Raw genomic sequence first — 12,229 nt, forward strand, 5'->3', positions numbered from 1 at the left:
TTCACCGCGTGCGCGCCCGGTTGGTACAGACCGGATTCGGGTGTTTGGAGGCGTTGTGAAGGAGCGATGCGGGCGGGGCGGGCGCGGGGCAGACTGTGGATCATGCGTACGGAAGCGGCGACCCTGCCCGGCAGTGCCGAACGGCCCAACGAGGACTGGCTGGCCGCGGCCCTGCCCGCCTCGGGAGCGGGGGGCGTGGTGGTGGTCCTGGACGGGGTGACGCCGCCGGCGGGCCCGGACGGTTGTGTGCACGGCGTGCCGTGGTTCACGGCCCGACTGGGTGGCGCTTTGACTGAACTGTCCGTTTCCCGACCGGATCTGACGCTGCCGGAGATCCTGTCGCTGGCAATCCGGCGCACCGCGGACGCGCACCGCGACAGCTGTGACCTTTCTCACGTCCGCACTCCGCAGGCGACGGTGGCCCTGGCGCGCTGGGACGGGACGGTGGTGGAGCACCTCGTGCTGTCCGACGCGGCCCTGCTCCTGCGGGCCCCGGACGGATCGGTACGGGCGGTCCTCGACGACCGGCTCGGCCGCGTCCCGGTCGAGATCCTGCGCTCCCTGGAGGCGACCGACCGGCTGCGCAACCGGGAGGGCGGCTTCTTCACGGCCGCCGCCGACCCCTCCGTGGCCGCCCTGGCCGTCACCGGTACGACCCCGAGGACGGCGGTCCGCGCCGTGGCGGCCCTCACCGACGGGGCGACCCGCTGGGTGGACGTGTTCGGGCAGGGCACGTGGGCGGACCTGTTCGACGTCCTCGACGCGGAGGGTCCGCGCGGCCTGCTCCGGCGGGTGCGGGCCCTGGAGTCGGCGGACGCCGCCCCCGCCCCGGGCGGCGCGGTCCGCCGCCGGAAGCGCCACGACGACGCGACGGCCGTGTACGCCGTTCTCTGAGTGGCTCGGTTCTCCTCCGGGGCCGGGGCGCTCGCCGGGGTGCTCGTGGGTGCCGGGGGAGCCGGGCCCACGGCCGCCCCTCAGCCCTCCGCCGCCCGTACGTTGAAGTGGTGGAGCAGCCGGGCCAGTTCCGCCACCTCGGCGCGGTCCCAGCCGGCGAGCTTGCGCACGTACCGCTCGCGGCGGGCGTCGCGGACGTGGCGGAAGCGGCCCTGGCCCTCCTCGGTGAGGCGGACGAGGGAGGCGCGGCCGTCGGCGGGGTCCGGGTCGCGGGCGACCAGGCCGAGCTCCTCCAGGGCGCGCAGCTGGCGGCTCATCGTGGCCTTGCCGACGCCGAAGTAGCCGGCCAGGTCGGTGGCGCGCTGGGGGCCCGCCTCGTCGAGGCGCACGAAGAGTCCGTAGGCGGCGGGCTCGAGTTCGGGGTGGACCTCGCGGGCCATTTCGCCGGACTGGGCGCGGGCGCGGCGCAGGAAGACCGCCAGTTCGCGTTCCAGGGCGAGGAATTCCTGGTCCACACCACTCCCGTTCGTGGGCTGGGCTTCACCGCCCGTACCGCTTCCGTGCACGTCAGCACCCTTCGCGCGCTTTCCGCTCGCTGAAAGTTTCGTCCTCGCGCGGCCATCGCCGCAGCTCCTTCAGTATTTCGCAGGCGTAGACCAACGGCGGCATCCGGACCCTCTTCCGCCCGGGGGTCTACGTGCGTAGCGTCGTGCCCGGCGACCTCGCCTGACATGTCCACACCAGGACATGCGACCCGCTCTCCCCCCACCGAGCCTTTCGGAGGCACGCAATGCGTGTGCACAGATCCGGAACGTCCCTCGCCGGCGCCGCCCTCGCGGCCCTGGCGCTCCTCCTCCCCCTCACGCTCTCCGGCACCGCCAGCGCCGCCCAGGACGACCCGGGCACCCGGCAGGTCCCGGCCCGCGGCTCCGCCTACATGGGCATGGGCGTGATCGCGCACGACGGCCAGGGCGGCAAGCCCGGCGGCATCTCGATCCAGGCCACCCAGACCGAGGGCGTCGACGTCTCCAGCCACCAGGGGAACGTGGACTGGCCGGCGCTGTGGAACAGCGGCGTGCGGTGGGCCTACGTGAAGGCGACGGAAGGCACGTACTACAAGAACACCTACTTCACGCAGCAGTACAACGGCTCGTACAACGTGGGCATGATCCGCGGCACGTACCACTTCGCGACGCCCGACACGACGACCGGGGCCGCGCAGGCCGACTACTTCGTGAACAACGGCGGCGGCTGGTCCAAGGACGGCAAGACGCTTCCGGGCGCCCTCGACATCGAGTGGAACCCGTACGGCGCGACCTGCTACGGCAAGACGCAGTCGGGGATGGTCGCCTGGATCCGGGACTTCGTGAACCGCTACAAGTACCGGACCGGCCGCGACCCGGTGATCTACACCGCGACCAGCTGGTGGAAGCAGTGCACGGGCAACTACGGCGGCTTCGCCACCACCAACCCGCTGTGGATCGCGCGGTACGCGTCTACGGTCGGCGAGCTCCCGGCCGGCTGGAGCTACTACACGATGTGGCAGTACACGTCGACCGGCCCGATCGTCGGCGACCACAACCACTTCAACGGCGACCTGTCGCGCGTCCAGGCGCTGGCGAACGGCTGACGGGCTCGGGCGGACGCCGCCGGTCGCGAACGGCGGCCCACGCGACCGCGCCGGGCGCGACCGGCGGGGGCGCGGCAAGCCTCCCGGGTGTGCGGCACACCCGGGAGGCTTGCGTATTGGTATGGACCAATGCGACCCTCGGGGCGGCACCGCGCAGGGCCAACACCCCTGCGCGGTCAGCACGTTGCTCGTCCCGTCCTCCCCACGCACGAGAGAGAGCCGCCGCATGCCGTCCCGCCGCCGCACCCCAGCCGCCCTCGCCGCCCTCCTGTCGGCCGCGGCGCTCACCGCCCTCACCCCCACCGCCGCCCAGGCCCACGGTGCCGTGTTCAACCCGGTCAGCCGGGTCGCGGCCTGTTACGCGGAGGGGCCGGAGTCCCCCGATTCCCCGGTCTGCAAGGACCTCGTCGCCGACTCGGGCACCCAGCCGCTCTACGACTGGAACGAGGTCAACATCGCCAACGCCGACGGCAACCACCGGGCCCTCATCCCGGACGGCAAGCTGTGCTCGGCCAACCGCGAGAAGTACCGCGCCCTCGACTGGGCCCGCACCGACTGGCCCGCCACGGCCGTCGCCCCCGGCGCCTTCGGCTTCAAGGTCCGGGTCACCGCCCCGCACGCCGGCACCATGACGATGTACCTCACCAAGCAGGGCTTCGACCCGACCCGGCCGCTGAAGTGGTCCGACCTGGACACCACCCCGGTCGCCGTCCACACCACCACCCGCACCGCGACCGACGGGCACTACGCCTTCTCCGGCACCCTCCCGGCCCGCACCGGCCGCCACGTCGTCTACATGGTGTGGCAGCGCAGCGACAGCCCCGAAGCCTTCTACAGCTGCTCCGACGTCACCTTCGGCGGCGGTACGGCGACCGGGGCCGAGGCCCCGACCGAGGCCCAGCTCGCGGACGGCGCCGCGCTCTCGACGGTCAGCCACGCCGGCCACGGCGGCGACGAGGCCGCACCCGCCCTCTCCGCCGACACGGCCGCCGGCCCCGCCTCCCCCCTCCCGCTCGCCCTCGCGGGCGCCGGAGCCCTGGCCGCCTTCGGCGCGGGCAGCCTGCTCCTGACCCGCCGCCGCGGCGAGAACTGACCCCCGCCGACCGCGCACGCCAGGGGGCGCCCGCACCGGGTGCCCCTGGCGTGACACGCGGACCGGCCCCCTCCCCCTGCGCCGCGGTCAAACGCTCGGCGGTCTCACCGGGAACAGCGCGGCGAGCCGGGGCAGGTCGTCCGCCTCCAGAGGCTCTTCGTACGGCGGTGCCTCCGGGTCCGGCAGACGGTCGCCGTGCCCGTTCGTCACCAGCTCGTGGAACGCCTGGCTCCCGCCGGCGAGTGCTCCGTACGCCTCCACGGCCACGTAGTCCAGGTCCTCCCAGTCCGGCCACTCCTCCGTCTCGCACCAGGAGGACCGGCTCCGGCCGGCCAGCCGCCGGACCTCCGGTACCCCGGCCAGGGAGTCGGGACGCATCAGGGCCTCTTCGAAGACCTCGCGCCCCAGGGCCACCAGCCACAGCCGGAAGTAGTGGAACGAGTCGTCGGAGCACCAGCCACCGAGGATCCGCTCGGCGGCGGACCACACCGGAGAGCGGTAGGCCCGGTGACACGCCTGCTCCAGCTGCACCTGGAAACCCGCGCAGCCCGCGAACGAAGCGCGCGTCAGCTCCTCCCTCAGCCAGTCCAGCCGCTCCTCCCGGCGGCCCGGCCGGTCGCGGAGCCCTCCCATCAGCGCCCAGAAGGCCCTCTCGTCCATGCCGGCAGCATCGCAGGCCCCACTGACACCGGCCGCGGCGCGGTCGCGGCGTCCCTTCGGGTGTCGAATTCGCGCCATCCGCACCAGGACGGGTGGGAGTGGGTGCTTCCGTGGACAAGGTTCAGGAAAGCTCTGTTCGAACGGCCGTCAGCGCACCGTCGTCCGACCGTGAAGGAGTGCTCTCCATGCGTCAGGAGCCGCCGTGGACCTACCACCGGGGAGAAGGGCCGCGCACGCTCGGAGTGGAGGAGGAACTGCTCGTCGTCGATCCCGGAACCGGTCTCCCGCAGCCGCTCGCGGGCACCGTCGCCGGGATCACCGCCTGGCACGCCGATCTCCTGCCCCGGTCCGACCGGGTGGAGCCGGCGAAGACGGAGCTGTACCGGGAGATGCTGGAGATCGCCACCCGGCCCTGCGCGGACGCCGACGAACTCGACGCGCAGCTGCGGCAGGCGAGGCTGGCGGCGGCGGCCGCCGCCAAGGAGGCGGGGGTGGCCGTGGCGGCCCTCGCGACCGCGCCGGTGCGCTTCGAGCCGCTGCTCAGCCCCGACGAGCGCTACCGCCGCATCGAGGACCGGTTCGGGCGGCTCGTCGACGACAAGCTCACCTGCGCCTGCCACGTCCACGTCCACCTGACCTCCGCCGAGGAGGGCGTGGGCGTGCTCGACCGGATCCGCCCCTGGCTCGCGCCGCTGCTCGCGCTCAGCGCCAACTCGCCGTACTGGCAGGGCCGGGACACCGGGTACGCGAGCTGGCGCCACCAGCTGTGGTCGCGCTGGCCGATGAGCGGGCCCAGCGAGCTGTACGGCGACGTGGCCGCGTACGAGGAGACCACGCGGGCGATGCTGGCGAGCGGGGTCCTCGTCGACGACCACATGGTCTACTTCGACGCCCGGCTGTCCCGCAGTTACCCGACGGTGGAGGTGCGGGTCGGGGACGTGTGCCGGCACGTCGAGGACGCCGTGCTCCTCGCCGTCCTCGTGCGCGCCCTGGTGGAGACGGAGGCCAGGGCCTGGCGTGCCGGCGTGGCCGCCGACCCCGTGCCGACCGCCGTGCTGCGGCTGGCGTCCTGGCGGGCCAGCAGGCACGGCCTCGGGGACGCGCTGCTGCACCCTCGGACCTGGCGCCCGGCCCCGGCGGCGGACGTCCTGGGGGCCCTGCTCGACCACGTCACCCCGGCCCTGGAGGCCACCGGCGATCGGGACCGGGCGGTGCGCGGCGTCGAGCTGCTGCTGTCCCGGGGCACCGGGGCGGACCTGCAGCGGGCCGCCTACGACCGGGACAAGGACCTGGCCTCGGTGGTCGCCGAGGCGGTGCGCCACACCGCCCCGGCCTGAGACGGCGGCGGTGGGGCGCCCTCCGCGAGGAGGGCGCCCCACCACGGGGACGGAGCGAGGGGCGTCAGGCCGCCGCGCCCACCGCGACCTCGGCCGGGGTGAGGGCGATCTCCAGGACCTGCCGGACGTCCGTCACCGGGTGGACCTCCAGCTTGTCCAGGATCTCGGCCGGGACGTCGTCCAGGTCGGCCTCGTTCCGCTTGGGGATCACGACGGTGGTGATGCCCGCGCGGTGCGCGGCGAGCAGCTTCTGCTTCACACCGCCGATCGGCAGCACCCGCCCGGTCAGGGAGACCTCGCCGGTCATGGCGACGTCCGTACGGACGAGCCGGCCCGACAGCAGCGAGGCCAGGGCGGTCGTCATCGTGATGCCGGCGCTGGGGCCGTCCTTGGGGACCGCGCCGGCGGGGAAGTGGATGTGCACGCCGCGGTCCTTCAGACCGGTGACGGGCAGTTCCAGCTCCGCGCCGTGCGAGCGGAGGAAGGACAGGGCGATCTGCGCGGACTCCTTCATCACGTCGCCCAGCTGGCCGGTGAGCGTGAGCCCGGCCGCGCCCGTCTCCGGGTCGGCGAGCGACGCCTCGACGAAGAGCACGTCACCACCGGCCCCGGTCACCGCGAGCCCGGTCGCCACGCCCGGCACCGAGGTGCGCCGCTCGGCCGGGTCCTGGGCCGACTCGGGCACGTGGTGCGGGCGGCCGATCAGCCCGCGCAGGTCGTCGGGACCGATGGTGAACGGGAGCTCCCGCTCGCCCGTCTCGCTCTGCGCGGCCACCTTGCGCAGGAGCCGCGCGATCGAGCGTTCCAGGGTGCGGACGCCCGCCTCGCGGGTGTACTCGCCGGCGAGCCGGCGCAGCGCGGCCTCCTCCAGGACGACCTCGCCGGTCTCCAGACCGGCGCGCTCCAGCTGCCGGGGCAGCAGGTGGTCACGGGCGATGACGATCTTCTCGTCCTCGGTGTAGCCGTCGAGCCGGACCAGCTCCATGCGGTCGAGCAGCGCCTCGGGGATGGCCTCCAGGACGTTGGCGGTCGCGAGGAAGACGACGTCGCTGAGGTCGAGTTCGACCTCCAGGTAGTGGTCGCGGAAGGTGTGGTTCTGCGCGGGGTCGAGGACCTCCAGGAGCGCCGCCGCCGGGTCGCCCCGGAAGTCTGAGCCGACCTTGTCGATCTCGTCGAGGAGGACGACGGGGTTCATGGACCCGGCCTCCTTGATCGCGCGGACGATCCGGCCGGGCAGGGCGCCGACGTAGGTGCGCCGGTGGCCGCGGATCTCCGCCTCGTCCCGTACGCCGCCGAGCGCGACCCGGACGAACTTCCGCCCCATCGCGTGGGCCACGCTCTCGCCGAGCGAGGTCTTGCCGACGCCGGGCGGGCCGACCAGGGCGAGCACGGCGCCGCCGCGCCGGCCGCCGACCACGCCGAGGCCGCGTTCGGCGCGCCGCTTGCGCACCGCCAGGTATTCGGTGATGCGCTCCTTCACGTCCTCCAGGCCCGCGTGTTCGGCGTCGAGGACGGCCTTGGCGCCCTGGATGTCGTACTGGTCCTCGGTCCGCTCGTTCCACGGCAGTTCGAGGACGGTGTCGAGCCAGGTGCGGATCCAGGAGCCCTCGGGCGACTGGTCGCTCGCCCGCTCCAGCTTCTCGACCTCCTTGAGGGCCGCCTCGCGGACCTTCTCGGGCAGGTCGGCGGCCTCGACGCGGGCGCGGTAGTCGTCGGACTCGTCGCCCTCGCTCTCGCCGTTGAGCTCGCGCAGCTCCTTGCGGACGGCTTCGAGCTGGCGGCGCAGCAGGAACTCGCGCTGCTGCTTGTCGACGCCCTCCTGGACGTCCTTGGCGATGGTCTCGGCGACGTCCTGCTCGGCGAGGTGGTCGCGCAGCTGGGTGGTGGCGAGCTTGAGGCGGGCGACGGGGTCGGCGGTCTCCAGGAGCGCGACCTTCTGCTCGACGGTGAGGAAGGGCGAGTACCCGGAGTTGTCGGCGAGGGCGCCGACGCCCTCGATCTGCTGGACGCGGTCGACGACCTGCCAGGCGCCGCGCTTCTTCAGCCAGGTGGTGGCCAGCGCCTTGTACTCCTTGACGAGTTCGGTCACGGCGCCGGGCAGCGGGTCGGGCACGGTCTCCTCGACCACGGTGCCCTCGACCCACAGGGCGGCGCCGGGTCCGGTGGTGCCGGCGCCGATGCGCACGCGGCCGAGGCCGCGGATGAGCGCGCCCGGGTCGCCGTCGGACAGCCGGCCGACCTGCTCGACGGTGCCGAGGACGCCGGTCCCGGCGTAGGTGCCGTCGACCCGGGGCACCAGGAGCACCCGGGGCTTTCCGTTCCCTCCGCGCGCGGCGGCCTGGGCGGCCTCGACCGCGGCCCGCACGTCGTTGTCGGACAGGTCCAGCGGCACCACCATTCCGGGCAGCACGACCTCGTCGTCGAGCGGCAGCACAGGCAGAGTGAGCGGCACGGACGCCATGGACTCAGAAGCCATGATCTCCCCTTCGGCAGTCAAGTTGAGCTGTATGGACTCAATGCACCTGCGCCGCCGAATGTTCCCCACCATCTGTTCGCTCTGAGCGATCAGGCTCCCCCGCACCGTGAACGGCCGATGTAATGCCCTCATGGATATTGCAGCCATTACAGCAGCCTGGGTGGCCGGCTGGACCGTCTCCCGGGGCACCCCCGCCGCCGTCGTCGCGCCCTGGGGCTACCGGATCGACGTGGGGCTGCCCCGGCATCCGTTCCGGCACGTCCTGCCGCACCCGGACGCGGTGTCCGTCGGGAAGCTGTGCGCCGACGTCACCGAGCCGTACGCCTGGCTCAAGGTGATGGCGACCCCCGAGGAGGTGGCGCCGTGGATCACCGAGGGCTGGACGATCCCGGACGACCCCGGCTTCATGATGACCAAGACCCTCGACCCGTCCGCCCGGCCCGCGCCCCCCGAGGGGTACGCGCGGACGACGGAGACCCACGACGGCGTCATCCGGGTCCGGATCCTCGCCCCCGACGGCACCCTGGCCGCCCGGGGCCAGATCGCGCCGACCGGCGCGACCGCCGTCGCCGACCAGATCGAGACGGACCCAGCCCACCGGCGCCGCGGCCTCGGCGCCAACGTGATGCGCACCCTGGAGGCGGCCGCCGCACAGGCCGGCGCGAGGACCGGCGTCCTCTCGGCCACCACGGACGGGATGGCGCTGTACGGCTCGCTCGACTGGCGCTACAGGGGCCCGCTGACCGGAGTCGTCCGCACCGGTTGAGTCGTTCCTGCTGCGCCGTGACCGGGCGAGCGGCATGCTCGGCTCATGGAGTACGCGCAGCGGTACGGGAGGGGGGCCGCACTGGCGGCCGTGGTCGCCGCCGCCGTGGCCGTGGCCGGGTGCGGCGGGCCGGCGCCGACGGCACCGGGCGACAAGCCGAGCACCACCCTGAGCATCCCGCCCGTTCCGAGCGGGCCCGCCACCGCCACCGCCACCGGGGGCAGAAACGATCCGGCCCCTCAGGAGGTCCTCGTCGAGGTCGTCGTCAACGGCGGCCTCGCGGGGGTCGTCAACAAGCTGGTCGTGCACCACGACGGCGGCTACACCGTCCGCTCCGGCACCGGGCCCGCCCGCGACGGCCGGATGACCGCCGCCGAGACCGCAGCCCTCCGCGCCGCCCTGGAGGACCCGGCCTACGCCCGGGTCCCGGCCCGCCCGACGGGGGCGCCGGTGGCCGACGGCTTCACGTACCACCTGACCCACGACCACCGGCTCGTGGTCACGCAGGACGGCGAGAACCGCCCGCCGGCCCTCCAGCGCGTCCTCGACGCCCTCCCCGGGGGCGGCCCGCCCACCGCGCCCTGACGGCCCCGCCCGCGGCGCGCCGGCCGATCCGTGCGGACCCCCGGGCTCGTCCGGCCCGCACCGCTCGTTGAGCGTTTGTCCCGGCCGCCCGCGCACGCCCAGGATGGCCGGGACCAGACACGTACACATCGAGCCACGGAGTGAGCATGACCAGCCCCGTCACCCTCGACCGGCGCGAGGGCCCGTACGGAGAAGTCGTCCTGCGGCAGCGCGACGCGCACTACGAGATCATCGCCAACGGCACGTTCCTGATGGACACCTCCGACGGCCGCTCCGAGCGGCTGCTCGTCGACGCGGCGCTCGCGGCCCTGCCCGAGAGCCGGCACGGCCGCGCCGCCGTCCTCGTCGGCGGCCTGGGGGTCGGCTTCTCGCTCGCGCACGCGGCCGCCGACCCCCGCTGGGGCCGGATCGTCGTCGCCGAGCGTGAGGAGGCGATCATCGACTGGCACCGGGAGGGCCCGCTCGCCGCCATCTCGGGCGCGGCGCTGGCCGATCCGAGGACCGTGATCCTGCACACGGACCTCGTCACGCACGTCCGCACCTCCCCCGACACCTACGACGCGCTGTGCCTCGACATCGACAACGGGCCCGACTGGACGGTCACCGAGGACAACCAATCCCTTTACTCCGCCGAGGGTTTGGCGGCCTGCGCGGCCCGGCTCAACCCGGGCGGAATCCTCGCGGTGTGGTCGGCCCGGCCCTCCGCCGATTTCGAAGAGTCGTTGCGGAATGCCGGATTCAGCGGGGTACGGACGGAAGAGGTCCCCGTTGCCCGGGGCGTCCCCGACGTGGTCCACCTCGCCGTCCGGCCCGCCTGATCACCTGCGTAGCCTTGACGCCACGGGTGCCTCTAGGCTGCTGCACCGACATCGGCGACGCGAGGCGGGGCAATGGAGCAGACACACACCACTCACCACGGTGCGGCGGCCACTCCGGGGGCCCAGCGGCGCGTCCTTGTCGTCGAGGACGACGCGACGATCGTCGAGGCCATCTCCGCGCGGCTGCGCGCCGAGGGCTTCCTGGTGCAGACCGCGACCGACGGCCCGGCCGCCGTGGACGCCGCCGAGGCGTGGCAGCCGGACCTGATGGTGCTCGACGTGATGCTGCCCGGCTTCGACGGCCTGGAGGTGTGCCGCCGGGTGCAGGCCCAGCGTCCGGTCCCGGTCCTGATGCTCACCGCACGGGATGACGAGACGGACATGCTGGTCGGACTCGGGGTCGGCGCCGACGACTACATGACGAAGCCGTTCTCGATGCGCGAGCTGGCCGCCCGGGTGCACGTGCTGCTGCGCCGGGTGGAGCGGGCCGCGCTGGCGGCGGTGACCCCGCGCAGCGGCATCCTGCGGCTCGGCGAGCTGGAGATCGACCACGCGCAGCGCCGGGTGCGGGTGAGGGCGGAGGACGTCCACCTGACCCCGACCGAGTTCGACCTGCTGGTCTGCCTGGCGAACACCCCGCGCGCGGTGCTCTCCCGCGAGCAGCTGCTCGCCGAGGTGTGGGACTGGGCGGACGCCTCCGGCACCCGCACCGTGGACAGCCACATCAAGGCGCTGCGCCGGAAGATCGGGGCCGAGCGCATCCGCACGGTCCACGGCGTGGGGTACGCGCTGGAGACCCCCGCGCCGTGAGCCGGCGGGGGCGTGCCGTGAGCCGTCGGGGCCCGCGCACCGGCCGCCGGGACCGGCCGCGCCGGCGGATAGTGATCTCGATCAAGACCAAGCTCGGCGCGCTCGTCGTCGGGGCGGTCCTGCTGACCTCGGGTCTGGCCCTGGTGGCGATCCGGACCTCGACCGAGTTCCGGTACATCACGATCTTCGCGATGATCGCGACCCTGCTGATCACCCAGTTCGTGGCGCAGTCCCTGACGGCCCCGCTGGACGAGATGAACACGGTGGCCGGCTCCATCTCGCGCGGTGACTTCAGCCGCCGGGTGCGCGGCGCGGACCGCCGTGACGAGCTGGGCGACCTGGCCTCCACGATCAACCGCATGGCGGACGACCTGGAGGCGGTGGACCGGCACCGCAAGGAGCTGGTCGCGAACGTCTCGCACGAGCTGCGCACGCCGATCGCCGCGCTGCGCGCGGTCCTGGAGAACGTCGTGGACGGGGTCTCCGAGGCCGATCCGGAGACCATGCGGACGGCCCTGAAGCAGACCGAGCGGCTGGGACGGCTCGTGGAGACGCTGCTCGACCTGTCACGGCTCGACAACGGTGTCGTCACGCTCAAGCGGCGCCGCTTCGAGGTCTGGCCGTACCTGTCGGGCGTGCTGCGCGAGGCGAACCTCGCGGCCTCCCAGCGGGGCCTGTCCTCCACCTCGGGGCTGCACAACCGCACCGACGTCCATCTGCACCTGGACGTGTCGCCGCCGGAGCTGACCGCGCACGCGGACGCGGAGCGGCTGCACCAGGTGATGGCGAACCTGATCGACAACGCGGTGAAGCACTCGCCGCCGCACGGGCGGGTGACGGTGCGGGCACGGCGCGGGCCGTGTCCGGACTCGCTGGAGCTGGAGGTCGAGGACGAGGGTCCCGGCATTCCGGAGGCGGAGCGGCACAAGGTCTTCGAGCGGTTCAACCGGGGCACGGTCCCGGCCCAGCAGGGTCCGGGCAGCGACGGCGGCACCGGTCTGGGCCTCGCGATCGCCCGCTGGGCGGTGGATCTGCACGGTGGCCACATCGGAGTGGCCGAATCATCACGCGGCTGCCGCATCAGACTCACTCTTCCGGGCAGTCTCCCTTCGCGGGATTGACGTAGGGTTCGAACCGGAAGCTCGCGTTCTGCGTGTACG

At 73.6% G+C, this 12,229-nt stretch carries 12 protein-coding genes; 9 read left to right on the forward strand and 3 right to left on the reverse strand.

Annotated features, from left to right (window positions below):
• The first annotated feature begins 102 nt into the window (after window positions 1–102).
• On the forward strand, window positions 103–894 hold the full coding sequence (locus tag ABD954_RS10640) for a protein phosphatase 2C domain-containing protein (RefSeq protein WP_345485662.1): 792 nt from the start codon (window positions 103–105) through the stop codon (window positions 892–894).
• An 80-nt stretch (window positions 895–974) separates the two neighbouring features.
• Here the strand turns inward: ABD954_RS10640 and ABD954_RS10645 are convergent, their stop codons facing one another.
• Complete coding sequence (locus tag ABD954_RS10645; protein WP_345485663.1) at window positions 975–1,460, reverse strand: MarR family winged helix-turn-helix transcriptional regulator; 486 nt, start codon at window positions 1,458–1,460, stop codon at window positions 975–977.
• Between the two features lie 224 nt (window positions 1,461–1,684).
• On the opposite strand from ABD954_RS10645, the gene ABD954_RS10650 reads away from it, so the two are divergent.
• Both ABD954_RS10650 and ABD954_RS10655 read left to right on the forward strand, forming a co-directional pair.
• Window positions 1,685–2,524 (forward strand): lysozyme, encoded by an 840-nt coding sequence (locus ABD954_RS10650; protein ID WP_345485666.1) that lies wholly within the window; start codon window positions 1,685–1,687, stop codon window positions 2,522–2,524.
• A 226-nt stretch (window positions 2,525–2,750) separates the two neighbouring features.
• Window positions 2,751–3,617: a lytic polysaccharide monooxygenase auxiliary activity family 9 protein gene (locus tag ABD954_RS10655; RefSeq protein WP_345485668.1), complete on the forward strand. Its 867-nt coding sequence runs from the start codon at window positions 2,751–2,753 to the stop codon at window positions 3,615–3,617.
• A gap of 87 nt (window positions 3,618–3,704) precedes the next feature.
• On the opposite strand, the gene ABD954_RS10660 is transcribed toward ABD954_RS10655, so the two are convergent.
• The gene (locus ABD954_RS10660; RefSeq protein ID WP_345485669.1) at window positions 3,705–4,277 is read right to left on the reverse strand and encodes a DUF4240 domain-containing protein; all 573 of its coding nucleotides are present in this window, start codon (window positions 4,275–4,277) and stop codon (window positions 3,705–3,707) included.
• Between the two features lie 185 nt (window positions 4,278–4,462).
• Between ABD954_RS10660 and ABD954_RS10665 the strand changes: the two genes are divergently transcribed.
• Window positions 4,463–5,614, forward strand: a complete 1,152-nt coding sequence (locus ABD954_RS10665) for a carboxylate-amine ligase (protein WP_345485670.1) — start codon at window positions 4,463–4,465, stop codon at window positions 5,612–5,614.
• A gap of 64 nt (window positions 5,615–5,678) precedes the next feature.
• Here the strand turns inward: ABD954_RS10665 and lon are convergent, their stop codons facing one another.
• Entirely contained in the window at window positions 5,679–8,090 is a 2,412-nt protein-coding gene (lon, locus tag ABD954_RS10670) for an endopeptidase La (protein WP_345485671.1), read from the reverse strand.
• A gap of 130 nt (window positions 8,091–8,220) precedes the next feature.
• Between lon and ABD954_RS10675 the strand changes: the two genes are divergently transcribed.
• From ABD954_RS10675 to ABD954_RS10695, 5 genes are all read left to right on the forward strand, one after another.
• Complete coding sequence (locus ABD954_RS10675) at window positions 8,221–8,856, forward strand: GNAT family N-acetyltransferase (protein ID WP_345485673.1); 636 nt, start codon at window positions 8,221–8,223, stop codon at window positions 8,854–8,856.
• 45 nt (window positions 8,857–8,901) lie between these two features.
• A complete protein-coding gene (locus ABD954_RS10680; protein WP_345485674.1) occupies window positions 8,902–9,441 on the forward strand; it encodes a hypothetical protein in 540 nt (179 codons plus the stop codon).
• 146 nt (window positions 9,442–9,587) lie between these two features.
• Window positions 9,588–10,259 carry a spermidine synthase family protein gene (locus ABD954_RS10685; protein WP_345485675.1) on the forward strand — a complete coding sequence of 224 codons (672 nt, stop codon included), beginning with the start codon at window positions 9,588–9,590 and terminating at the stop codon, window positions 10,257–10,259.
• Between the two features lie 72 nt (window positions 10,260–10,331).
• Window positions 10,332–11,069 carry a response regulator transcription factor gene (locus ABD954_RS10690; protein WP_345485676.1) on the forward strand — a complete coding sequence of 246 codons (738 nt, stop codon included), beginning with the start codon at window positions 10,332–10,334 and terminating at the stop codon, window positions 11,067–11,069.
• A gap of 17 nt (window positions 11,070–11,086) precedes the next feature.
• Window positions 11,087–12,190, forward strand: coding sequence for a HAMP domain-containing sensor histidine kinase (locus ABD954_RS10695; RefSeq protein ID WP_345485677.1), 1,104 nt, complete (start codon window positions 11,087–11,089; stop codon window positions 12,188–12,190).
• The last annotated feature ends 39 nt before the right edge of the window (window positions 12,191–12,229 follow it).

Source organism: Streptomyces roseoviridis (genome assembly GCF_039535235.1).
GTDB classification, from domain to species: domain Bacteria; phylum Actinomycetota; class Actinomycetes; order Streptomycetales; family Streptomycetaceae; genus Streptomyces; species Streptomyces roseoviridis.